General features: G+C 70.8%; 22 protein-coding genes and 1 tRNA gene. 9 read left to right on the forward strand and 14 right to left on the reverse strand.

Annotation, left to right across the window (positions count from 1 at the left end; all coding sequences use genetic code 11):
* Positions 1–538, reverse strand: a 538-nt coding sequence (locus ACLVWQ_RS17410; RefSeq protein ID WP_414109701.1) for an HAD-IA family hydrolase, incomplete at its 3' end; no start/stop codon positions are given.
* 496 nt (positions 539–1034) lie between these two features.
* On the opposite strand from ACLVWQ_RS17410, the gene ACLVWQ_RS17415 reads away from it, so the two are divergent.
* From ACLVWQ_RS17415 to ACLVWQ_RS17430, 4 genes are all read left to right on the forward strand, one after another.
* On the forward strand, positions 1035–1679 hold the full coding sequence (locus ACLVWQ_RS17415) for an HNH endonuclease family protein (protein ID WP_414109703.1): 645 nt from the start codon (positions 1035–1037) through the stop codon (positions 1677–1679).
* Between the two features lie 123 nt (positions 1680–1802).
* Complete coding sequence (locus ACLVWQ_RS17420) at positions 1803–3503, forward strand: alkaline phosphatase D family protein (protein ID WP_414109705.1); 1701 nt, start codon at positions 1803–1805, stop codon at positions 3501–3503.
* 295 nt (positions 3504–3798) lie between these two features.
* Positions 3799–5907: an FAD/NAD(P)-binding protein gene (locus ACLVWQ_RS17425; protein WP_414109706.1), complete on the forward strand. Its 2109-nt coding sequence runs from the start codon at positions 3799–3801 to the stop codon at positions 5905–5907.
* An 81-nt stretch (positions 5908–5988) separates the two neighbouring features.
* Complete coding sequence (locus tag ACLVWQ_RS17430) at positions 5989–6447, forward strand: DoxX family protein (protein WP_414109708.1); 459 nt, start codon at positions 5989–5991, stop codon at positions 6445–6447.
* An 86-nt stretch (positions 6448–6533) separates the two neighbouring features.
* On the opposite strand, the gene ACLVWQ_RS17435 is transcribed toward ACLVWQ_RS17430, so the two are convergent.
* Positions 6534–7106, reverse strand: a complete 573-nt coding sequence (locus ACLVWQ_RS17435) for a superoxide dismutase family protein (protein WP_414109709.1) — start codon at positions 7104–7106, stop codon at positions 6534–6536.
* A 356-nt stretch (positions 7107–7462) separates the two neighbouring features.
* Between ACLVWQ_RS17435 and ACLVWQ_RS17440 the strand changes: the two genes are divergently transcribed.
* Entirely contained in the window at positions 7463–8119 is a 657-nt protein-coding gene (locus ACLVWQ_RS17440; RefSeq protein WP_414109710.1) for a DedA family protein, read from the forward strand.
* Between the two features lie 157 nt (positions 8120–8276).
* Here ACLVWQ_RS17440 and ACLVWQ_RS17445 read toward each other — a convergent pair whose 3' ends face one another.
* A complete protein-coding gene (locus tag ACLVWQ_RS17445) occupies positions 8277–8513 on the reverse strand; it encodes a DUF2277 domain-containing protein (protein WP_414109711.1) in 237 nt (78 codons plus the stop codon).
* A gap of 130 nt (positions 8514–8643) precedes the next feature.
* On the opposite strand from ACLVWQ_RS17445, the gene ACLVWQ_RS17450 reads away from it, so the two are divergent.
* Positions 8644–9015, forward strand: a complete 372-nt coding sequence (locus tag ACLVWQ_RS17450) for a hypothetical protein (RefSeq protein ID WP_414109712.1) — start codon at positions 8644–8646, stop codon at positions 9013–9015.
* A 129-nt stretch (positions 9016–9144) separates the two neighbouring features.
* Here ACLVWQ_RS17450 and ACLVWQ_RS17455 read toward each other — a convergent pair whose 3' ends face one another.
* Together ACLVWQ_RS17455 and ACLVWQ_RS17460 are read right to left on the reverse strand one after the other, a co-directional pair.
* Entirely contained in the window at positions 9145–10626 is a 1482-nt protein-coding gene (locus tag ACLVWQ_RS17455; protein ID WP_414109713.1) for a hypothetical protein, read from the reverse strand.
* A gap of 83 nt (positions 10627–10709) precedes the next feature.
* The gene (locus ACLVWQ_RS17460; protein ID WP_414109714.1) at positions 10710–11420 is read right to left on the reverse strand and encodes a DUF4097 family beta strand repeat-containing protein; all 711 of its coding nucleotides are present in this window, start codon (positions 11418–11420) and stop codon (positions 10710–10712) included.
* Between the two features lie 258 nt (positions 11421–11678).
* Between ACLVWQ_RS17460 and ACLVWQ_RS17465 the strand changes: the two genes are divergently transcribed.
* Positions 11679–11753: transfer RNA gene (locus ACLVWQ_RS17465), tRNA-Val, on the forward strand.
* Between the two features lie 553 nt (positions 11754–12306).
* Positions 12307–12540, forward strand: a complete 234-nt coding sequence (locus ACLVWQ_RS17470) for a helix-turn-helix domain-containing protein (protein ID WP_414109715.1) — start codon at positions 12307–12309, stop codon at positions 12538–12540.
* 90 nt (positions 12541–12630) lie between these two features.
* On the opposite strand, the gene ACLVWQ_RS17475 is transcribed toward ACLVWQ_RS17470, so the two are convergent.
* Together ACLVWQ_RS17475 and ACLVWQ_RS17480 are read right to left on the reverse strand one after the other, a co-directional pair.
* Positions 12631–12837 (reverse strand): hypothetical protein, encoded by a 207-nt coding sequence (locus ACLVWQ_RS17475; RefSeq protein WP_414109717.1) that lies wholly within the window; start codon positions 12835–12837, stop codon positions 12631–12633.
* Entirely contained in the window at positions 12834–13040 is a 207-nt protein-coding gene (locus ACLVWQ_RS17480) for a hypothetical protein (protein WP_414109719.1), read from the reverse strand. The genes ACLVWQ_RS17475 and ACLVWQ_RS17480 overlap by 4 nt, the downstream gene beginning before the upstream one ends.
* Positions 13041–13184: 144 nt before the next feature.
* On the opposite strand from ACLVWQ_RS17480, the gene ACLVWQ_RS17485 reads away from it, so the two are divergent.
* The gene (locus tag ACLVWQ_RS17485; RefSeq protein WP_414109721.1) at positions 13185–13445 is read left to right on the forward strand and encodes a GntR family transcriptional regulator; all 261 of its coding nucleotides are present in this window, start codon (positions 13185–13187) and stop codon (positions 13443–13445) included.
* A gap of 308 nt (positions 13446–13753) precedes the next feature.
* Here ACLVWQ_RS17485 and ACLVWQ_RS17490 read toward each other — a convergent pair whose 3' ends face one another.
* The 7 genes from ACLVWQ_RS17490 to ACLVWQ_RS17520 all read right to left on the reverse strand — a co-directional run bounded on the left by ACLVWQ_RS17490 (position 13754) and on the right by ACLVWQ_RS17520 (position 22352).
* A complete protein-coding gene (locus ACLVWQ_RS17490) occupies positions 13754–14014 on the reverse strand; it encodes a hypothetical protein (RefSeq protein WP_414109722.1) in 261 nt (86 codons plus the stop codon).
* A complete protein-coding gene (locus ACLVWQ_RS17495; RefSeq protein ID WP_414109724.1) occupies positions 14014–14283 on the reverse strand; it encodes a hypothetical protein in 270 nt (89 codons plus the stop codon). The genes ACLVWQ_RS17490 and ACLVWQ_RS17495 overlap by 1 nt, the downstream gene beginning before the upstream one ends.
* A 9-nt stretch (positions 14284–14292) precedes the next feature.
* On the reverse strand, positions 14293–15039 hold the full coding sequence (locus ACLVWQ_RS17500; protein ID WP_414109725.1) for an N-acetylmuramoyl-L-alanine amidase: 747 nt from the start codon (positions 15037–15039) through the stop codon (positions 14293–14295).
* Between the two features lie 61 nt (positions 15040–15100).
* Positions 15101–15616, reverse strand: coding sequence for a hypothetical protein (locus tag ACLVWQ_RS17505; protein ID WP_414109726.1), 516 nt, complete (start codon positions 15614–15616; stop codon positions 15101–15103).
* Positions 15613–16047 carry a hypothetical protein gene (locus tag ACLVWQ_RS17510; RefSeq protein ID WP_414109728.1) on the reverse strand — a complete coding sequence of 145 codons (435 nt, stop codon included), beginning with the start codon at positions 16045–16047 and terminating at the stop codon, positions 15613–15615. Before ACLVWQ_RS17510 ends, ACLVWQ_RS17505 begins: the two co-directional genes overlap by 4 nt.
* Positions 16048–16057: 10 nt before the next feature.
* Positions 16058–18538 carry a LamG-like jellyroll fold domain-containing protein gene (locus ACLVWQ_RS17515; protein ID WP_414109730.1) on the reverse strand — a complete coding sequence of 827 codons (2481 nt, stop codon included), beginning with the start codon at positions 18536–18538 and terminating at the stop codon, positions 16058–16060.
* Between the two features lie 4 nt (positions 18539–18542).
* Positions 18543–22352 carry a hypothetical protein gene (locus ACLVWQ_RS17520; RefSeq protein WP_414109731.1) on the reverse strand — a complete coding sequence of 1270 codons (3810 nt, stop codon included), beginning with the start codon at positions 22350–22352 and terminating at the stop codon, positions 18543–18545.
* Between the last annotated feature and the right edge of the window lies 1 nt (position 22353).

The following is a 22353-nucleotide window of genomic DNA, read 5'->3' on the forward strand; positions in this document are numbered from 1 at the left end:
TCCCAGCGGAGCGCCCCGCCGAGATCCCCGCCCCCGAGTCCTCAAACACCACACACTCCTCAGGCGCGACCCCCAACTCGGCCGCCCCCTTCAAAAACCCTTCCGGGTCGGGCTTGCTCGCCCCCACGGACTCCGCAGTGATCCGCAACTCGGGCAGCGAAAGCCCCGCGGCCCCCATCCGCGCCGTGGACAACGCCACATCCGCGGACGTCACCAACGCGTGCGGCACCTCACGCAGGGAGGCGAGAAACTCCTCCGCCCCCTCCACCGCGACGACCCCGTCCATGTCGGCCGTCTCCTCGGCGAGCATGCGCGCATTGTCCGCGTAGTTCTGCTCCATGGGCCGACTCGGCAGCAGCACAGCCATCGACGCGTACCCCTGCCGTCCGTGGACCACCTTCATGACCTCGTCCCCGTCGAGCCCGTGCCGGTCGGCCCAGCGGCGCCAGACCCGCTCGACGACGGCATCCGAGTTGACGAGGGTGCCGTCCATGTCCAGCAGCAGGGCGCGGGCGGTCAGCACGGTCGTGGCCGTCATCGGCAGACTCCAAAAAACGTGAAAGCGGAAGGCCCTCCAAGAAGCAGGACGACCTGACAGCACCCGTCGGGACTGACAGGACGATCTGACAGGACCCGACGGGACCAGGCAGCACCGGACAAGGACCGGCCAGGCCCGCCAGGACCAGGCAGCACCCGACACAGCCCCCTGAAAACCCTCGGAGAGACAAGGTGGCCCCGCCCACCGGTCAGGGAGAGCGAGCGGGGACCACTTTGTTCCTCCACGGTACAAAACGAAGAGGCATTCCCGCTACCCACCCCCGCCGCGACCGTCACCGCGACCGTCGCCGCCACAGGAACTCATTCCACCCGAGTAGCTGACAAAGCAGACACCCCGGCTCGGAAATCACGCCCGACGCCTTGTCGTGTCATGCCCACGTCATTAACTTCTCACCTGACGCACATCTCCCAGAAACCGGCCGCCGGGACCATTCATTGCCCGCCGGTCAACTTCCCCCCACTACAAGGGAGTTCGCATGCCCAAGATCTACGCGCGTCGACGGCTGAGTCTAGTGGCCGCCTTCGTCGGACTGACAGCCCTGGTCGGGCTGTTCAACGGCCCGTCCGCGGCCGCCGCGCTGCCCACCCCGGTCAGCGCCGCCACCGCCCGCACCTACCTCGCCTCGCTCACCGTGGCGACCGAGGACCGCACCGGGTACAACCGTGACCTCTTCCCGCACTGGATCACCATCAGCGGCACGTGCAACACCCGCGAGACCGTTCTGAAGCGTGACGGCTCGAACGTCGTCACCGACTCCGCCTGCGCGTCCACCAGCGGCTCCTGGTACTCCGTCTACGACGGCGCCACCTGGACCGCGGCCTCCGACCTGGACATCGACCACCTCGTACCGCTGGCCGAGGCCTGGGACTCCGGCGCCGACAGCTGGACCACGTCACAGCGCCAGGCGTTCGCCAACGACCTGACCCGCCCGCAGCTCATCGCCGTCACGGACAACGTGAACCAGTCGAAGAGCGACCAGGACCCGGCCGAGTGGATGCCGTCCCGCACCGCCTACGCCTGCACGTACGTCCGTGCCTGGGTCCAGGTGAAGTACTACTACGACCTCTCCGTCGACTCCGCGGAGAAGACCAAGCTCACCTCGGTCCTCAGCGGCTGCTGACCCGGACGCACACGACCTACGACGCCACGTACCACACGACCCCGGCAGGCGATCTCTCGCCGGAACCTCCCCACCCTCCTCCGTCGTTCCGTACCGTACGGGGCGACGGAGGAGGGTGATCACGTGGCGAGCCTGCGCCTGGGTCCATTGTTGAGGTACGTCGACGGCTCGTCAGCGACCGTCTGGGTCGAGGCGAGCCGTCCGGCCACCGCCGAGGTGCGCTGCGCGGACGGCTCGGGGGGCGAGGCCCGTACGTTCCAGATCGCGGGCCATCACTACGCCCTGGTCCCGGTGACCGGACTGACACCGGGCACGGACACCGCGTACGAGGTGCTGTTCGACGGGGCGCGGGTCTGGCCGCTCCCCGACTCCCCGTTCCCGCCCTCCGTCATCCACGCCCCCTTGGACGACCACGAGACCGTCCGTGTCACCTTCGGCTCCTGCCGCTGGGCCTCACCGCCCGCCGGTGAGAAGGACCCGGTCGGCCCGGACGCCCTGGACACCCTCGCGGCCCGGATCGCCGGTGACCCGCGGGGCGAGCGCCCGGACGTCCTGCTGCTGCTCGGCGACCAGGTGTACGCGGACGAGGTGTCCAAGCCGACCCGCCAGTGGCTGGCGGCCCGCCGCAGCCTGGCGGAGCCGCCCGGCGCCGAGGTCGCGGACTACGAGGAGTACACGCACCTCTACTACGAATCGTGGCTCGACCCCGAGGTCCGCTGGCTGCTCTCCACCGTGCCCAGCTGCATGATCTTCGACGACCACGACGTCATCGACGACTGGAACACCAGCGAGGCGTGGGTCGCCGACATGCGGGACACCCCCTGGTGGCGTGAGCGCGTGCTCAGCGGCCTGATGTCGTACTGGGTCCACCAGCACCTCGGCAACCTCTCCCCCGACCGCCTGGCCGAGGACCCCCTGTACGAGGCGGTCCGGGCCACCCCCGACGGCACGGACGCCCTGCGCACGTTCGCCGCCCGCGCCGACGCGGAGCCGGCCTCGGTCCGCTGGAGCTACCGCCGCGACTTCGGCCGCACCCGCCTCCTGATGGTCGACAGCCGCGCCGCCCGCGTCCTCGACGAGAAGAACCGCTCGATGCTCGGCCAGGCGGAATGGGAGTGGCTGCGCGAACAGATAGCGGAGGGGCAGCCACAGGACGGGCGGGCGGAGGACGAGCCCGGTGCGCCCGATGCACCCGGTGCGCCCGGTGCGTACGACCACCTCCTCATCGGCACCTCACTGCCCTGGCTGCTCCCCCACCTGGTGCACGACGCGGAGGCGTGGAACGCCGCCATGTGCCGGGGCGAGCGCGGCGAGGGCTGGGCGCGGCGCGGCGAGAATCTGCGGCGGGCGGCCGACCTGGAGCACTGGGCGGCGTTCCCGTCGTCGTTCGACGCGCTGGCGGAGCTGATCGCCGAGGCCGGTTCGGGCCCCCAGGCACCGGCGACGGTGTGCGTGCTGTCCGGGGACGTGCACCACGCGTACATCGCCGAGCCGGTCTGGCGCGACGGCCTGCCGGGACCCGACGCCCGCGTGCTCCAGCTGACCTGCTCCCCCGTCCACAACTCCATCCCGGCGTACATAAAGGTCGGTTTCCGTTTCGGCTGGAGCGGCGTGGGCCGCGCCATCGGCCGGCGTTTCACCCGGCACGGCAGGGTCACGCCGCCGCCGGTCGACTGGCGGAAGACCGGCGGCCCCTGGTTCGGCAACCAGTTGATGACGCTGACCCTGAGCGGCCGTTCGGCCCGGCTCCGGCTGGACCACGCGCGCGAGGAGCGCGGCGGTGGATCCCGGCTGCGGACGATCGCCGAATCCGAACTCAGTTAGCCCCAGGCCCAAACCGAGACCCAGCCCCAGCCCCAGGCCCAAGCCGGGCGTCGACGAGGCCCGGATCCCAATCCCCCGGTTGCATACGTTTATTGCGTACGTCGCCCATGTAGAGCCGGGTTGCCCGTGATGCTGGTGCTTGGTGCCCGTGAGTCACGTGAGGCATCCCACAACCGGTACCGTTGATCCGCCCCAGGGGTCGGTTCCCGTGGTGCGCGACGGCATGATGATGCGGACCGTCCGCTTCCAGTGGGCGGTGTGCCGCGCATGCCCCACCTGTCCGGGAGTCACACCCTTGTCTGCAGCGACCGCGGAGCCGATGGAACCGACGGACCCCACGGAACCGAAGGAACCGACGGAGGCGAAGGAGCCGAAGGAGCCCACGAAGTCCACCAGGGCCGCCGGGGTCACCGGGGTCACCGGGGTCACCGGGGTCACCGGGGTCACCGAACCGGGAGAACACCTCTCCGTGGCCCTCGTCGGCGCCGGCCCGCGCGGCACCAGCGTGCTGGAACGCCTCTGCGCGTCCGCACCCGAGCTCCTCACCCCCGGAACACGCCTGACGGTCCACGTCGTCGACCCGTCACCGCCGGGCCCCGGCCGCGTCTGGCGCACCGCCCAGCCGGCCGAGCTGCTGATGAACACCGTGGCCTCCCAGGTCACCCTCTTCACCGACGACAGCGTGGACTGCTCGGGCCCGATACGCCCCGGCCCCAGCCTGCACACCTGGGCCGGCGGACGGCTGCACCCGGACGAGTACCCGACCCGTTCCCAGTACGGCCAGTACCTGGAGTGGGTCTTCGGCGAAGTGGTCCACGGGGCGCCGCCCGCGCTGCGGATCGAGACGCACCGGGCGCGCGCGACCCGCCTCGACGGCACGGCCGACGGCCACCAGACCCTCGTACTCGACGACGGCCACGTTCTGACGGACCTGACGGCGGTGGTCCTCGCCCAGGGCCATCTGCCTGCCCTGGCGGACCAGACACAGGAGCGGTTGTCCGCGGACGCCGAGCGGCACGGCCTGCGCCATGTCCCGCCCGCCAACCCGGCGGACCTCGACCTCTCCTGCGTGGCCCCCGGCGAGACGGTCCTGCTGCGCGGCCTCGGCCTCAACTTCTTCGACCACATGGCCCTGTTGACGACGGCTCGCGGCGGCCGCTTCCTGCGTACCCCGGCCGGTCCGCGCTACCTCCCGTCGGGCCGCGAGCCACGCCTGGTGGCCGGCTCCCGCCGCGGTATCCCGTACCAGGCACGCGGCGACAACGCGAAGGGCCCGTACGGCCGTCACGTCCCGCTCCTGCTGACCCCGGAGACGATCGCCGCCTTCCGCAAGCGGGCGGACTCGGGGGACGCGCCCGACTTCCTTGCCGAGATATGGCCGCTGGTGGCGAAGGAGGTCGAAACCGTCTACTACGAGACGCTGTTGACCCGCCGCCGCGCCACCACGGACGGACGCGGCACCACAGATGGGCACGGCACGCCGGCCGTACGCGGATTTCGTGCGTGTTTCCTCGACGTGCCCCACCGGGACCCTCAAGAGGCGGCGGTGCTCGACGAGTTCGGGATACCGGAGGCCGACCGCTGGTCCTGGGACCGGGTTTCACGTCCGCACGCGGGACGCGTCTTCACCGGTCCCGAGGACTTCCGGGGCTGGCTGCTCGGCCACCTCCGCGAGGACGCCGAGCAGGCCGCGCTCGGCAACGTCGACGGCCCCCTCAAGGCGGCTCTCGACGTACTGCGCGACCTGCGCAACGAGTTGCGGCAGATCGTCGACCACGGCGGGCTGACCGGCCCCTCGCGCCGGGAGCACCTGGACCGCTGGTACACCCCGCTGAACGCGTTCCTGTCCATCGGTCCGCCGCGGCGCCGCGTCGAGGAGATGGTGGCGCTCATCGAGGCGGGCGTACTGGAGGTGCTCGGCCCCCGCCTGGAGGTGCGGGCCGAGGACGGGGCGTGGGTGGCGCACTCCCCCGACGTGCCGGGCTCGACCGTGACGGCGACCACTCTCGTGGAGGCCCGCCTCCCGGAGCCGGACCTGCGGCGGACCGCCGACCCGCTGCTCGCCCGGCTGCTGAAGACGGGCCAGTGCCGCCCGCACACCGTGGACGGTTACGAAACCGGAGGGCTGGACGTAACACAGCGCCCCTACCATCTGATCGACCGTCAAGGTCACGCGCACGCACGGCGGTTCGCGATCGGTGTGCCCACGGAGGGGGTGCACTGGGTGACAGCCGCCGGGGTCCGGCCGGGTGTGGACTCGGTCACGCTGTCGGACTCCGACGCGGTGGCACGGGCCGTGCTGCGGACGGTCGCCGCCCAGGTGGGACAAGGCGCGGAGCCGGAACCGGAACCCGCCACGACGCAAAACCCGTGGCCAAAAGTTGAACTTGCAAGCATTGAATAGTCAGACCTAACGTAGAGCACTCACTCGGTTACGTCCCCCACCGGTCCCCCGGGACCGTACTCGACCGAAGGAGTTCCCCACATGACCGGACGCCTCAACAGCGCCCAGCCATACGCCATAGGCCTGTTCCGCATCGTCATCGGCCTGCTCTTCGCCTGCCACGGCGCCGTATCGCTCCTCGGCGTCCTCGGCGGCCTGGACGGCAAGGGCGCCACCGTCGAGACCGGCGCCTGGCCCAACTGGTACGCGGCCACCATCGAACTCGTCGGCGGCACCCTGGTACTGCTCGGCCTCGGCACCCGCATAGCGGCGTTCATCGCCTCGGGCTCGATGGCCTACGCGTACTTCAAGGTCCACCAGCCCGAGGCACTGTGGCCGATCGAGAACAGCGGTGAGGGCGCGGCCATGTACTGCTGGTCGATGCTGCTGCTCGTCTTCACCGGCTCGGGCGCGTTCGGTCTCGACCGGTTCCTTCCTTCCGGCCGGCCGGCCGCACCCGCGGAGCAGAACCGCCCGTCGGAACCGGTGGTCACGGCCTGACCGGCTCCCCGTACGTCATCGGCGCCCGCCCCTTTCCGAGGGGGCGGGCGCCGTCGCGCGTCACAGGGCGGTCGGGCCGGCTGCCGTCAGGCGGTCCACCCGAAGGGCACGGTGAAGCAGGCCAGCCGCGCGCCCGCGCCGCCCTGCTCGCCGTGCAGCACGACGGAGGACGCCTCGCCGCGCCGGAAGTTCCAGTCGTGGCGCGCGCTCGCCGCGCCCCCGCCGTGCTCGTCGGCGGTGAAGTCGAGCCACACCTCGTTCTCGGGGTTCACGTCGGCGGGGTCCGCGGACGGCCGGTGCTGGTAGTGGCCGCCCGCCGCGGCCGGGTCGGCGCCGCAGGGGTTCCGGTGCACATGCACCCCGTACGCGCGCCCCGGCTTCAGCCCCGCCACGCGCAGCGTCACCGTCGTACGCCCGCCCTCCTCGCTGCGCTGCGCCACCTCGATCGACGAGGCGGCGGGCACGAGCCCGGTGTCGTACGTGACCGCGCCGGACGGGACGAACGCGTCGGGCGGTACGAAGCGGGCGTCGGCCCGCATCCGGTAGCCGGACGCGGCGCCGTCGTCACCGGCGACCGCCGCGGCCGCGGTGTCCGCCGCGCCCGCCGCGCCCGCCACGAGGGCGACGGAGGCGAGAGCCCCGCAGACCGCGACTCGCACGGCTCGCCCTGCCCTTGCTGTTTCTGCTGTTCCCGCTGTTCCTGCTTCTGCTGCTTCTGCTGCTTCTGCTGTCATCGGTGGGTCCCGCTCCTCACTGCGTCGGTACTCCGTCGTGCTCCGTGGCCTACTCCGGGGATCGCCCCAACTTCGTTGGTACGGGACGTACGGGCCGCCCGCCGCAGGGAAGTGGCAGCGGAGTGAACATGATGTGGCGAACCCACGGGCCCCCTGTGGATCTCCTGCCCCATGCGAGGCGTACGCTGTATGGCTGTCACAGGCCGCTCCTGCCGCTCCCCCGCGACAACGCGGCACACGGCACGGTCGGTGGCCTACGGGGGAGACACAGGGGAGTTTCGGTGCTTGAGAGTGTGGGGTCGCTGTCCGGCACCCCTTGGATCTACAGCCAATGGATCTATGCCTTCGTGGCGCTGTCGGTCCTGTTCGACGTCTTCCTGCCGGTGCTGCCGAGCGGTGTCCTGGTCATCACGGCGGCGACGGCGGCCGCGGCCGGCACCGGAGCCGCGACCGAGCACGTGCCGGACATCCTCCCCCTGATCCTCTCGGCCGCGACCGCGTCGGTCCTCGGCGACCTCGTGGCGTACCGCCTGGCCTGGCGCGGCGGCGCACGCCTGGACCGCGCCATCGCCCGCTCCCGCCGATTGAGCGGCGCGCAGGAACGTCTCGGCGCGGCTCTGGCGCGCGGCGGCGGCGCCCTGGTCGTCCTCGCCCGCTTCGCACCGGCCGGCCGCTCGATCGTCTCCCTCGGCGCGGGCGCCGCGCACCGGCGAGTCCGCGAGTTCCTGCCCTGGTCGATCCTCGCGGGCCTCGCGTGGGCGGCGTACAGCGTCGCCCTGGGTTACTTCGGCGGCCAGTGGCTGGGGGCGAGCTGGCTCGCCTCGGGCATCTCGCTGGTGGCGCTGTTCGGGGCCGGGGCGGGGGCGGCCTTCCTGATGCGCCGACCGTCACCGACGCCGCTGCCGGTAGCGGTCCCGGAGGCGGGCCCGAGCGTCTGAGTGAGACGGCCGGGCGGAGCTGTCCGCGGCCGGGACGCCACTCACGGGCTGCATGAGCCACGCGCGGGCCGCCCTGGGCCCCAGGCGGCCCCCGGTCCCCGCGTGCGTGGGCGCCAGGGACGGCCCGTCAGCCCAGTAGGAACGGCTGGCCGGCCGGTCAGCCCGCCCGGCGGGCCGGGCCGGTCTGCCCGCGCACCTCCAGGTCGGCCAGCAACTCGGCCGTGGCCCGGGTGACCGCGTCGACCGCGCGGTCGAAGACCTCGCGGTTGTGGGCGGCCGGGGCGCGGAAACCCGAGACCTTGCGGACGTACTGGAGAGCGGCGGCGTGGATGTCCTCCTCCGTGGCCTCTTCGGGAAGGACGGGCGGTCGGAGAGTCTTGATGCTGCGGCACATACGTCCAGTCTCGCGCGCGGCACTGACAACGCGACCTCCGACCGCCGGGCACCCGACTTCGAGTGAAGTCCCTCGGTGAAGTCCCTCAAGGAACTCGCATCTCAAAATCGAACAGACGTATCATTGTCGAGTGGCTGCGACCTATGACTTCCCAAGCGATCTCCTGGCCGGTCAGGAGGAGCTGCATCAGGTCCGGGCCGAGCTGCTGGCCCTGCTGAAGCGGCTCCCCTGGTCGGTCGAACCCCTGGACGGCTTCAGCGACGACCACGGCTGGCGCAAGGTGGAGCGCCCCGCGTCCCCCGGCTGGACGCCCGACGAACAGGCCGAGGTGGAGAAGCTCCGGGAGCGTGAGCGCGAACTGGCGGTCTTCGTGACCTGCCATCGCTTCTGGTCGGAGGTCACGGCCGCCGAGAAGGTGAACGCTCGGGCGACCCTCAAGCACGTAAGGGAATCGGAGGAGACGCAGGAGCGGGAGCGAGAGGCCGGTCAGCCACTCCTCTAAGGCCACCGAATCCGAATCCGGAACCGATCCGGAACCGGCAGCGAGAGCGGCGACGCGCAGCCTCAGGGCAAGGGCCAGGGGCAGGGGCAGGGGCAGGGGCAGGGCCAGATCCTCGCCAGCGCCACTCGGTCAGGCGCCGGCCCCACGCTCTTCCCGGATCTGTGAGACCACGCCGGACACCGTCCCGCGCACGGCCTCCAGCTCGGTCAGGAAGTGCCAGTAGTCCGGGTGCCGCCCCTCCAACGTCCCGATCGCACGGTCCACACGCGCCACCGACTCGTCGAGCGGGCGCGCGTGCCGGGGATCGGGGGTGTTGCGGCCGGCCATGGCGAGGCGCTGCGCGTCCCGGATCGCGAACCGGGTCCGCTCGATCTCCTGCTGCGGGTCCTTCGAGACCTCGTTCAGCCGCCGCAGCCGGTCGCCGGCCGCGGACACCGCCTCGTCGGTCGTGTTGAGCAGCGCGCGCACCGTGGACAGCAGGGAGGTCGCGTCCGCCCAGCGCTGCTCCTCGCGGGCGGTCCGCGCCTCCGCCAGCTTCAGCTCCGCCTGCCGGACGGCGTCCGCGGACTGGTCGGGCACATGCTGGAGGTCCTGCCAGCAGGCGGCCACGAACCGTCGCCGCAACTCGCTGAGCACCGGATCCACCTGGCCGGTCCGAGTGGTGAGCGCCTGTGCGCGCGTACGCAGGGAGACGAGACGGCGGTCGATCTCGGTGGCGCGCTCCGGCAGCCGCTCGGCCTCCGCCCGGACGGCTCCGGCGTCCCGGGCGACCCGGTCGGCCCGCTCCAGGGTCTCGGGCACGCCGTGCTGCCCGGCGCCCTGGTTGAGCTTGGTCAGCTCGGGGGCGAGCGCGGCGAGCCGGGCGGCGAGGTCGTCGGCCTTGAGCCCTGTCCCCCGTACGGCGTCCAGCGCGTTCGACGCGGCGAGCAGGGACTGGCGGGCGCGCTCGACGGCGGGGGCGAGCCGGGCGAGCTGGGTCTCGGCCTTGCCGAGGAGCGGGCCCAGGCCCTGTTCGAACCGGTCCAGCTCCCGCTTGACCCCGGCCAGCTCGTCCTTCGCCCGGGTCAGCTCCGTACGCGCGTGGGCGGCGACGGAGGCCTCCAGGTCGTCGCGGTCGAGGTCGTGGGCGTCCACGGCGTCGATGTAGGTGTGGCTGACCTCGTCGATACGCCGGCCGAGGGCCTCGAAGTCGGCGACCACGCGCCGGGCGGCCGGGGTGTCGTCCACGGCGGTGATGGTCTCGATGGAGATCCGCAGATCGCGCTGCGCGGTGTCGAGTTCGTAGAAGGCGGCCGCGGCGGCGTCCTTCGCGGCCTGCGCCTCGGCCCGCTGGCTCTCGGAGCGCCCGCCGAACCAGCGCCGGGTGCCGCCGCCCGCGAAGGCGGCGGGCAGCGTGAGCGCGAGCAGGGGAAGAGGCAGCAGAAGGAGGAGAAGCAGATCACGACCGCCGGTGCGACGAGGCCCCGCCCCGCTCACCCGACCCGTCGCCGTGCCCACTGCATCCTCAGCACCCTCGGTACCCTCTGCGCCCCTGAACCCGGCACGGTGACGAGGTACTTGCTGTGCGCATGGCACAGACGGCGTGTACGGCTGCGAAGGTGTCGCCGTCACTTCCCTCTCCCGTGCTGTGATCCGTCCTGCCCCGGTGGCCCCGTTTCATTCTCCCACCAGGTAAGGACGAACACACGGCCCGGTTAGTTCGCGGTGCGCACGGTGACTTCCCCGTCCTGGGTGTGCGCGGACACCACATGTGAGCTGTCCTCGTCACGGGGCACCGACACCTTCACGTGGCCGTCCTCAGCCCCGGTCGTGACCCGGTACGCGGCGTCCGGCAGCCCGATGGTCAGCGAACCGTCCTGCCCGCGCGCCGAGACCCGGTCCGGAACGGAGGCGAATTCGAGCCGGGCGGAACCGTCCTGGGTGTTCACCTCGACCCGCCGGGAGTCGATACCGGTCGCGTGGACGGAACCGTCCGCGGTACGCAGGGTCAGGGGCCCGGAGACGCCCTCGACGCGCACGGATCCGTCACTGGCCTTGATGTCGAGCCCCTCCTTGAAACCACTGGCCCGTACGCTGCCGTCCTGGTCCTTCACGGTGAGGGCTACGCCACGCGGCACGACGATCCGGTGCTTGGCGGAACAGCTGGCGACCACGCCCGCACAGTGCACCCGGAGCTTGAGGGTGTCGTCCGTCATCCGCCAGGTCGCCTCGGGCCCCTCCCCGAACACGACACTGGCCTTGAACCACCGGGTGACCTGAACCTCGTCGACGTCCCCCACGACCAGCTCCAGCGCCGAGTCGTCGGAGTCGACGGTCAGCGTCCGCCCGTCGAGCGCGAAGGCCCGCTTCTCCGGTTCGGCGTCGTCATCGGCACTGCCCCCACACCCACTGGCAAGTCCCCCCAAGGCAACGACACCCACAGAGACGGCGACGAGGAACAACCCCCGCCGCCCACGACGACCACTCATCACGGAACTCCCCCACACTCGAACACCCACGGCCCCGAGCCCTGCCGGAACACACTCCGACCGTACGGACCGGCGCCGCACAGGAGGATCCGGCCGGCTCCCGCATCCGGGGTGGGGAAAACCCCCGCATGCCGACCCGACACGAACTGGTTTGCAGGGCACGGCCCCAGGCAATGTAGGCTGTTCACTCATCCCGGGCGCGTAGCTCAGTGGTAGAGCGCCGCCCTTACAAGGCGGATGTCGGCGGTTCGAAACCGTCCGCGCCCACCAGGATGACCAGCAGATAGGCCCCGGAGTTCCCAGGTCAGGGACGGTCCGGGGCCTTTCTCATGCGCCCGACATCCATTCTGAGCACACTCTGCCTACACCCTGAGTACAGCCCTAGTACCGGGGCTCGTCCCCTAAATCTCCCCTAAATGATCAAGGCGTTTCCGCAGGTGGGGCCGGACGCAAGCAACCCCCGCACTCCCATGAAGGGAGGCGGGGGTCACGTGTGCCGGGCCATCACGGAGAGGGGGCCACCGTCCCCTGTGATGCCCGGCACGATCAAGGTGTGGGGGTCCTTCGAAGTTACCCCACGGCGCGCTCATCGCTGCTGGTCAGGACGTATGATCACCCATAAGTGTGAACGCACGTTCGATTCCCTGACACTACCTGGGGCCGTGCGGCGAGTGCCAGGGCTGCACGGCTGAAGGCTGCGGGATCACCACTCTCCGGGAGTGTCCTGGGGACATCCCCCAGACGCAGGGGTCCTACCCACAAGATCCCAAAATTTACCACCGGTGGTAAAGACTTACCAGCTTGATCATCCGAGCGTGAGCGGGTGCCCCTCGATCCGATGCCCGACTGGGTGCCCGCCCGGCGCCGGGAGATCGGAGACCAAATCCGTATCGCCCGCCGCGCCGCCGGGCTGTCCCAGGTCACGCTCGGAGAAGCCGTCGGCCGGGACCACAAGACGATCCACCGGTGGGAGAGCGCGGCCACCTCGCCGGACCTCGTCGACCTTCTGCTGCTGGCCGACGCCGTCGGGGTCCCGCTCGCCGACCTCGTGAGGTGACAAGCCCCGGCCAGCGAAGTCGACAGCTGGCCGGGGCCTGATCCCGGCCGCCCTCCGGAATGCACGGGGATGAGGGCGGGCGGGAGCTTGTCAGGTCTTGACCCGCAGGGACCGGCGTACACAGTCGGGGCAGGCGTACACCTCGATGTCGAGGACGTGGACACCGAGCCGACCCCGGGATATCCCCGCGGACATCGCGCCACTCGTCAGCTTCGTCCGGCAGTAGCAGCAGGCGCGCCCCGCGTACTGCTCACCACCCAGCTCCGCAGCCGGAGGCGGGGCGGGCAGGCGCCTCATCGCGGCTGGTTCGCCAGAGGGACCAGGTTGTTCCTCTCGCGGCAGCGGCCGCAGGCGTACAGCGGGTACGGCGGACCGCTCGCCTTCTCCACTGCGTCGATCAGTACGGCGTCGGTGACTGCGTCGTCGTGCCAGTGGCACCAGCGGACGGTCTTCACGACCTCGTCTGTGCTCGCGAGCGGGCTATGCGTAGGCTCTGTCACGTCGACTCCAGCCAGTCGGCCAAGCCCCGGGCCCTGCCAGGCCGCGGGGATTCTCTATGCGCCGACGCTACGCCCACTTGTCAGGTGCTGTCACCTGACGTCACCTGACGAGAAGCATCGTCGTATGCGTCCTACGGTCGATATATGACCGTTGACCTGGACGGACCAGAACCCCTGTACCAGCAGATCGCCGACGTCCTCGCCGCCCGCATCGCCGACGGCACGTACCCGCCGCGACGCCGCATCCCCTCCGAGGCCGGGATCGTCGACGAGTTCGGAGTGTCACGGCCGACAGCACGGTCAGCGATCCAGCTGCTCGTCGAACGGGGCCTGGTCGTGACCGCGCGGGGCAAGGGCTCCTACGTCGCAGGGCCGCCGGAGGAAAGCGACGACGGGTCCGCCTGACCCCGGACATGACGAAGCGGCCCCGCCCTCCCGGAGGAGAGCGGGGCCGTCGTCGGTGGTGGAGGCGCTCGGTCAGGCGTCCCCGGCCAAGCGCCGCCCACCCTGCCGTGACCGTCTCGCTAGCAGAGAAGGGTCATGCGGGTGGGAACGCAGTCCAGGGTTCCGGGGACTTGAGACCGCCTTCCCCTTCGGGAGGACTAGGTGCACGGCCACTCCGGCCGGCCCACGGTCTTGCGTCCCGTCAGTATGTCGGAATTCGGCTGACGTGCCGAGACGGCTTCCCGCCCTCCCGGAGGACGGGGCCGCGGTCATCTGGCGAACAGGGCGATGGCCCCCGTGGCCGCCCCCGCGACGCCGGCCAGGACGCCGATCGTGGGCATCGGCCAGCGGGCGCGCTCGAGAGTGCGGAGCCGCGTCTCGTGATCCTGGAGATCTGCCCGGATCTCCTTCGTGTCGTCGAGGATGCCGTCGAGCTTGGACTCGATGCGGTCGACCGTCCGGGCCAGATCCCTCACCTCTTGGTAGGTCTGCGCCGGGCTGATGTACACGCCCGGATCGGGCGTGGCCATCACACCCCCTTGGCGAGGGACGCGCTGTTCTTCGCGCCGAACGCTCTGGCCAGCATCCCCTTCAGGAGGGAGCCGGAGGCGGCGATGCCCGCGGCACCGACGGTCTGCCAGAAGCTGGCGTGGAACATGTCGGCGGGGCCCGCCGCGATACCGACGCCGGACGCGGCGACGACAAACGTGGCGAGGGTCCGTTCGGCGAGGTCGCGACCGTAGGAGGCGGCGGTCTTGACGACGGTCTCGGCGTCGCCGGGCAGGGTGAACTCAGGCATGGCAGGTCCTCACTTCTTGGGGAGCTTCAGGGTCTGGCCGGGCGTGAGCGCATCGCTCTTGAGCCCGTTGAGGGACTTGATCTCGGTGTAGCGGGAGCCCGCTCCGAGCTTGGCCACGGCGATCGACCAGAGGGTGTCGCCGGAGCGGACGGTGTACGTGACGACCGGCGCGAGACGGGCCTTCACCCGGGCCCGCATGCCGCCCATGGTGAAGCCGCGCGGGTCGACCTTCCCCGGCTGCCACTCAAGGTGGCCGATCACCGAGCGCTCGTTCCAGCCGTGCGCGCGGCAGATCGCGGCCGCCACGCGCTCGATCGCGAGCAGCTGCTCGGCGGGCCAGGGGTCCTTGCCGTCGCCGAGGTTCTCGCACTCGAAGCCGTAGAACCGGGCGTTGCCGTCGGTGTTCGCCTCGTTCGCCGCGGGGAGCGACGTCTCTGCGACGACCGCGTGCAGGACGTCGTCGTCACCCAGGCCGGCGTGGTTGGCGCGGCCGTAGCCAACCAGGTGCACCCGCCCGTCCTTCGCTATGACGCCGTGGCACAGCGGGCCCGGCAGCCCGGCGTACCCGTCCCGGCATATCGCGACCGTGGCGGAGGTGCCCTTGGTGACGGTGTGGTGGATCATCACGCCGTTCACGGGCCCCCAGGCGCCGTGACCGGCCCTGTTGTGGGTGCGCCAGTTGCCGACTTCGACGACCTTGACGCCCTCGGCTTTCAGCGCGGCAAGGAACTTCTCGGCGGACAGAGGTGTGGCCATACGGACTCCAGACATAAGGAAAGCCCCGGCCTGGCGGGCGGGGCTGCGGGTGGGGGTGGGGTCAGGCGGCGGTCTGGTAGGTGCCCCATCCGCGCAGGACGTAGGTCGCGGCCGGGACCATCGGCGAGGACTCGTTCATGACGTTCCAGTCGCCTGCTGTCACCTGGTTGGGCATCCAGATGTTGTCGCTGGTGTTCGCGCCGTTCGGGAGCGGCGATGCGCCGATCATGAAGTTGCTGGACGCGCTGGTGGAGTACGACCAGTTCAGGACGCCCGGGGACCCGGACGCGATGGTCGCCGCCGTGGCGGGCAGGGCGAACCGCCAGCCTCCGGTGCCGGCCGTGGTGGTGGATCCGATGGTGAGCATGATGACGACGTGGCAGGTCCGGCCGATCTTCATGTACTGGCCGACCAGGGTGCCGTTGCCCAGGGACGGCGGGGTGGTGACGGTGGTCCAGGTGGGGGTGTAGGCGGTCCACGCGCCGAAGAAGCTGTTGAACTGGTCGCGGATCTCGGTGTTCATGGTCGCCGCGGGGACGACCTCTCCGACCGCCCAGGTGCGGGGCGTGAACGTCACGGCGTCACCTCCGGCTCGGGTTCGGCCGGCGGTGCGGGGTTCGCCGGATCCAGGGGGTGCCACCAGTTCCGCAGGTGCGGCTTCGCGATGGTGAGGAGCTCCGCCTCGATGGCGGCGAGTTCCTCAACGGTGGGCACGACCATGGCGACCCAGCCGTAGCCGCACTCGGTGCAGCCCCAGCGGGGGTCGACCGGCGAGACGATCGCCGCGGACCCGCACACGCAGTCCGCCAGCCACCGGTTCTGGTTCACCCGCGCGTACACGGGCGGCTCCCCGTCCAGCGTCCCGTCCGGGAGGGGGACGCGGCGGCCCATGCGTTCCTCGATCCACCGGTAGACCAGCTCCGCCCCGGGCACGGTCGCCCAGATGTCGCGGGGCAGGCGGGGCGGCGGAATGTAGTACGTCTCGGCACGCACCACAGCGATCGGCATACGGGCTCCTTCAGTAGGCGAGGCGGGTGCTGACGTCCAGCACCGAATACACGGGGTCGTCCAGGACCCAGACGGAGTCGGTGATGGACGCCGAGGTGTGGAAGCGGATCAGGTGCGACTGCTCTTTCAGCGTCTCGGTGTAGCCCTCGACCGTGACCCGGGCCGTAGCAGAGGGGGCCTGTGCGGGCAGGCCGGTGACGGAGAAGTACGAGCTGATGTCGGCGTCGAGGATGTCGAGGTAACCGGGCAGGGTGGCCGCCTCGATGCCCACCTCGCGCAGCTCCGGGTCCGGGTTGGCGTAGCGGGAGACCCGCCAGTACGCGGCGTCCAACACCGAGTTGTCGTTGGTCTTGAGGATCTGCAGTGCGCCCGGGTCGTAGACCCCGAAGGCGTAGATGGACTGCGGGGCGGTGACCCGCTGCGTCGCCCCGCCCGGCCTGCTCGCCTCGATGACGTTGACGAGTTTCTGATCGTCGTCGGCCAGTGAGAAGTCGCCGGTCTCCGTGTCCGCGTAGGCGATCGTGAACGTCTCGCTGGCCGGGTCGGGGTTGTAGCGGACATCGCGAGACTGGTAGGCGAGCCCGTACCAGTCGCGCTCGGCGAACAGCCGGGCGGACTCCGTGCTCTCCACCTCGCGCAGCCGGGCCATGACCTGGCTGCCGCCCGGCCCCTGCGAGGCGATCGGATCGTGGGTGGATCCCCAGACCGTCACCGACCGCACGCCCGCGTACCGGGCCAGACGCTCCACCCGCACGTCGGCCGCTTCGCCCGCGTAGCCGGTGGCGCCGGCCTGGTAGTGCGACGCGGCGATGACCGGGCCGACGGACCAGTACACGGAGGAGTAGATCGCGACGTGGGCGATGCTGCCCGACCACAGGCGGGTGGAGCGGTAGCCGCCGATGTGGATGATCCGTTCGTTGAACCAGCGGTAGACGGGAAAGCCGGTGGACTTGAGGACGCCGTCGATCCAGACCGAGACCTCGCGCTGGTCGTAGACGAGGTGGTGCCAGGCACCGTCCGCGAGAGCGGACGTGCCGGGGATGGGAACGGCGACGAGAGCGGCACCCTCCACGGTGAACTCGATCTGCAGCCCGCCGCCGGCAGCGATACTCAGGACGTGCTGAGCCGTGCGGTCGGGGGTCTGCATGGCGAAGATCGCGCGCCCTGTGGTGGTGGTCCGGAACCACGCCTCAACAGTGAGGTACTGCGTCATGAGCGGGTCCTCGAACTGCGGGCCCAGGTCCGCGGACAGCCACTTGCCGACGGTCGCCGACACGGGCGTGAACGTGGGCGCCTGGTCGCCCGTCTCGGGAGGCCCGGCCACAGCCGACATGTCGATCGTGCCGCCGCTCCCGGCCTGCGCAATGGCCAGGGCCGGGGCGCCGAGGCCGCCGATGTCACCGGCGCTGATGGTGCCCGACTCCTCGGTGAGCGGGTAGTACACCATCGGCCCGGTCGTGATCAGTTCGTTCGTGAACGGGGCAGTGACCGAGAGGATCTCCTCGGAGAGCATCGACCGCAGCGACGGATGCTTGTTGAGCCGTTTGAACAGGTCGGTCGCCGAGATGCTGACGTGCGAGGCCAGGCCCGTGAAGTCGACGGGGAACTCGTTGACCGTGCCCCAGAAGCGGGGGCGGACCGTCGCGCCGACGAGGTCCCACTCGAAGAAGCCGGCGGTGCCGCCGGTACGGGTCCCGGTGAAATCGACGACGAGTGTCTGGCTCGACACCCATCCCGGCGTCGCCAGCGAGCGGACGACGGTCCAGTAGACGCCGTCCCCGGACAGCTCCCAGTACGTGGTGCCGGCCGTCTCACGCACCCTCAGCCACGCGTAGTCCAATGCGTTGTACGGGGCGGCCACGGCGCCCGCGTCGTAGTAGCCGGTCTGGGACTGGCAGGAGATCTGACCGGTGACAGCGTCGTACATCCAGCCCAGCCGGGTGCCGGCCGTGACCCCGTTCAGCCACATCCCGCCGTCCGCGGCGCTGCTGCCGTTGAGGGCGGGGACGGCCGCGAGCTTGGCCGTCAGCTGCGACCCCGGCAGCGTCCACTGCCGGGCCGTCTGCAGGCCCGAGAAGACGCCCGGGGTGGTCGGCACCCGCGCCCGGCCGCCGGTCTCCGTGACGCCGCCGTAGCTGGCCGGCCACAGCGGGCCGACCTGGTCGTCGTCGAAGTCGTCGCCGAGCATCGCCACCGGGTACGGGGCCGCCCCGGTCCGCTGGGGGATGAGGGCGACCGAGATTCGGATCGGTGCGTTGCGCCGCACGAACGGGAAGTACGGCGAACCGCTGTAGCCGGGGGTGAAGCGGCCGTCCTGGTTGTCCAGGCGCAGCGAGGCGGTACCGGGCTGCGTCTCGGAGAGCTCGTCCGAGCCGCCCCTGGTGATGGTGATGCCCTGCACCATGTCGACGTAGCGGCTGATGTCCGTCCACGTGATGCTGAACGGATACTGGATCAGCCCGCCCCAGCCCATCTCGATCAGGTAGGCCATGGGGTCACCTCCCCGGGGACAGGACGACGGTCGCGCCCTGGACGCGGCCGAACTGGACGAGGACCTTCTGTAGTTCGCGGCCGACCGCCACCGGGTCCATCGCTTCGTGGACGTCGACCTGCACGTTGATGACGGTCCCGCCGCGGCCGCCCGAGACGGCCGCCCGGCCGAGGACCGGGGTGGTGGCGGCGACCCGGCCGGACACGTCGCCGAGCGCCTGGTCCAGGGCGGGCATGCCGTCGACCAGGCCGCGCGCGAGCCCCTGCGTGGAGTACGCGCCCAGCTGCGCCATCACCGTCGACGGGCTCTTGATGCCGAGGGCTTTGCGGATGGCCTTGTCCATCCCCTTGGCGATCTTCACCATCTGCTTCTCGATGGCGTCCTGCTGCGAGTCGAGGCCCTTGAGGTAGCCCTTGCCCGCCTGCTTGCCCGAGTCGTACAGGGCGTCCGCCCCGGCGCGTCCCAGGGTGTCAGCCTGGTCGTTGATCTTGTACTGGGTGGAGTTGATCGACGCGAAGAGTTTCGCGTTCGCCCCGGCCAGCGCGGACGCGTAGGCGTAGCCCTGCTCCGGCCCCATCTCCAGGATCTCGCGCAGCATCGTCTTGTTGAGGCCGCGCTTCTTCAGGCTGTAGATGTAGCTGGTGAAGGTCTTCATCTTCGCGAGGCGCTGCTGCAGCTTCACGCCGATCCCCGAGGCGGTGACCTGCTCCTCGCCCTCGAACATCCCGCCCAGTGAGGCGGACTGCTTGGCTCCGACTCGGGTGGATTCCGCGAAGTCCTTCGCCCGCTTGATCGTCGCCGCGATGCTGTCGCGCTTCCCGGCCAGGGTGAGCAGCGTCTTGGTCTGCCGGTTGACGTAGGCGACCAGCCGGTTGTCCTTGCTGCCAGAGAAAGCGCTCCAGATGTCCTTGGCCAGATCCTTCGACGTGGCCTTGATCTTGTCCTTGGATCCGGTCATGCCGGAGATCAGGCCCTTGCCGACATCCGCGGCGAGCGCCTTCGTCTTCTTCGACGGGGAGGAGATCTGCAGCTCTGTCTTGATCCCCGTCACGACCGCGGCCGCCATCTGGCGTGCGGCCGTGTCGACCAGGCCCGTGCTCGCGCCCATGCCGACGGCCAGGCCGCGGGCGGTGTCCGCGCCGGCGCCGGTCATGCCGCCGGACGCGAGAGCCTGGAGATTCAGGCGGCCCTCGTTGAGAGCGTTCATGAACGCGACGCCGTACTTCTTGACGGCGGCCCCGCGCATGACGAACTCGGTGTTGGCGACGCGCCCGATCGCACCCGATCCGAACAGGGCCAGGATGCTGTCGCTGGTCGCGGTGCCGGGCCCGTCGACGTAGCCGCCGCCGGGGAACGACTGCACGTTGCCGCCGCCCGCGTAGCCGGGCACCAGACCGCCGCGGGCGAGCTGCCCGAACTGCTTGCCCGGGTTCGGGCCGACGGACACGAAACGGCTGTACGAGGTGAGCGTGATGCTCTTGTCGTGCAGGTTGTCGCGGGCCCGCTGCACCGCACGGATACCCGACAGCGCAGACCCGGCCGCCGCCGTGATCCGGACCGAGCCGTCCGGCATGTGCTTGACCTTGTAGCCGAGACCTTCCAGGGTCTGCTCGGCGGTCTTGGTCAGCGCCTTCATCGTGACGCTCTTGGAGCCCGGTGACGCCTTGACCTTCGCGATGAAGGCGCCGAGGTCACGCCTGGCGTCCTCGATGTCCATCGACACCTTCGCCGACTTGTTCGGGATCCTGATGATCTGGTCGGCGAGCTGGGCCGCCTCGGCACGGCTGAGGCCCATGGCCTGAGCGCTCCTGAGGAACGCGTCACGGCCACGGCTGTAGATCCCGTTGACGGTCTCCCAGCTCGCCCCCGACTCCCGGGCCGCAGCCGTGGCTTCGTCGGTCCTGGCGGCCAGGTCGTTCAGCGCGGTCGCCGCGGTGCGGGCCTTCTCGCTGTTGAGGTTGAGCTTCCCGCCGGACATGTCCAGCGCGCCGGCGTTGTCCCTGGCGGCCTTCGCCGCCGCGTCGATCGCGGACTCGAACCCGATCATCCCGCCGAGGCCCGCACGCTGCACATCGTTGAGCGCCTGCAGCGACTGCCTCAGCCCGTCCGCGGACTTCTTCTGCGCGGCGAGCTTCTGCTCGGTGGCCACGGCCTGCGCGCCGAACAGACCCATCGACTGCGCGGCGAGCTCCTGCTCGAACTTGGCATCCGCCAGGGCGCTCTTGTAGTCGCCGAGCTGGCTCGTGAACTCCTTGGTGTCCCGGCCGCCCTTGCCGTACTCGGCGGTCAGCCGCTTCAGGGCCGACGCTGCGAGATCCGACTGGCCGCCCTTGACGAGAGAGGCGAGAGCGTCGTCGACCGCGCCGATGTTGTCCTTGGCTTCCTTGACCGGTGTCGAGTCCCAGCCGGTCCAGCCCACCAGGAACTGCTGGACCTTGTCCGTGGTGGACGGGTCGGTGAGGGCCTTGACCTTGCCGTGCAGTCCGTCGAGATCGGCACCGAAGTGCTTCGACGCCTCACCGGTCACCCGGCCGGTCGACCCCAGTTCACGCAGGGACGACGTGAGGCGGTCCACGTCCGGCGGCGCCGCCTTGCCCCGCTGCGACAGCTCACCCAGCGCGATGACCAGGAGACCGATACCCGTACCCGCCACGGCCAGCTTCGTCGTGCGGGACAGCGCGGCGATCGAGGCACGGGCCGCGGCCATCCGGCCGGGCGTCGCCGCCGCCGCCGAGTTCATCGCGAGCAGCTGCGCGGCGAACATCGCCAGCCCGGTACGGGCGGCAGCGAACCCGAGCGCGGCGGCCTTGGTGACCTTCAGTGCGAGAGCCAGCTGCAGGAACATCGCGATCGCCCCGGCGGGCACAGCGGACACCAGGCCCGCCGCCACGTCGATGATCTGCAGCAGGCTCACCCCGACCCCGCTCGCCCCGTCCAGGACGTGGATGAGCGATTCGGCGACCGAGTTGAGGACGCTGGCCACCGTCGGCCCCTGGGCCCGCGCCCACGCCATGAACTGGGCCGCCTTGCCGCCGACCTCGCCACTGTCGCCCACGCGCAGCAGGTGCACGAGCTGGTCGTTCACCGTCCGCAGGGTCTTCTGCGCGAACGTCGTGAACTTCGAGTTGAGGCGGTCGAGGCCCGGGGACTCCATGCCCCCGCCGACGATCGTCATGAACCGGTCGGTCTCAGCCGACGTCGCCTTGACCAGGCCGGTGGTCTTGGGCAGCAGGCCGTCGAGGATGGCGATGCCCTTGGTGACCGGGGCCATGGTGTCCCCGGCCAGCGAGTCGGACCACTCCTTGTAGGTGTCCTTCAGGATGCCGAGGGCCGCCGCCGCTTCCCTCGTCTCGGGCGGGAGCTTGGACACCGACTCGACATACGCGCTGTGGGCGGCGACGGCTTCCTTCGAACGGGCGCCGCTCTTGTCGACCGCGTCCTCGTACTTCTTCTCCGCATCGGCCGCCTCGGAGAGAGCGCCGATCTGCGGCACGAGGGCCGCGGTCATCGCCAGCGTGGCGACCGCGACCGTGCCCGCTCCGGCCGCGATCGGCGCCAGCGCTGCCGCGGCCGGGATCGCCGCCGGCGCCAGCAGCATCGCCGCCTTCTTCAGCTCCCCCAGGGCTTTGCCGCCGGCGTCGGTGTCACGCTGCAGCCCGGCCATGTTGCGGGTCGTGTTGGTGGTGAAGCGCCGCACGGCCGCGTCGCCGTTGATGGACATCGTGAGCAGGCGCCGGCCGAGCCGGTCGCTCGCGTTGCCTGCCCCGTCCAGGACCCGCGACAGGTGGTCACGGCCGGTCAGGATGAAGTTCATC

This window comes from Streptomyces sp. CWNU-52B, assembly GCF_047444975.1.
Lineage (GTDB): Bacteria > Actinomycetota > Actinomycetes > Streptomycetales > Streptomycetaceae > Streptomyces.

Coding starts and splice junctions, on each gene's coding strand:
- ACLVWQ_RS17415 (WP_414109703.1), top strand. CDS start 1,035: ATGCCCAAGATCTACGCGCGTCGACGGCTGAGTCTAGTGGCCGCCTTC.
- ACLVWQ_RS17430 (WP_414109708.1), top strand. CDS start 5,989: ATGACCGGACGCCTCAACAGCGCCCAGCCATACGCCATAGGCCTGTTC.
- ACLVWQ_RS17445 (WP_414109711.1), bottom strand. CDS start 8,513: ATGTGCCGCAGCATCAAGACTCTCCGACCGCCCGTCCTTCCCGAAGAG.
- ACLVWQ_RS17475 (WP_414109717.1), bottom strand. CDS start 12,837: ATGAGGCGCCTGCCCGCCCCGCCTCCGGCTGCGGAGCTGGGTGGTGAG.
- ACLVWQ_RS17485 (WP_414109721.1), top strand. CDS start 13,185: ATGACCGTTGACCTGGACGGACCAGAACCCCTGTACCAGCAGATCGCC.
- ACLVWQ_RS17490 (WP_414109722.1), bottom strand. CDS start 14,014: ATGGCCACGCCCGATCCGGGCGTGTACATCAGCCCGGCGCAGACCTAC.
- ACLVWQ_RS17495 (WP_414109724.1), bottom strand. CDS start 14,283: ATGCCTGAGTTCACCCTGCCCGGCGACGCCGAGACCGTCGTCAAGACC.
- ACLVWQ_RS17500 (WP_414109725.1), bottom strand. CDS start 15,039: ATGGCCACACCTCTGTCCGCCGAGAAGTTCCTTGCCGCGCTGAAAGCC.
- ACLVWQ_RS17510 (WP_414109728.1), bottom strand. CDS start 16,047: ATGCCGATCGCTGTGGTGCGTGCCGAGACGTACTACATTCCGCCGCCC.
- ACLVWQ_RS17515 (WP_414109730.1), bottom strand. CDS start 18,538: ATGGCCTACCTGATCGAGATGGGCTGGGGCGGGCTGATCCAGTATCCG.
- ACLVWQ_RS17520 (WP_414109731.1), bottom strand. CDS start 22,352: ATGAACTTCATCCTGACCGGCCGTGACCACCTGTCGCGGGTCCTGGAC.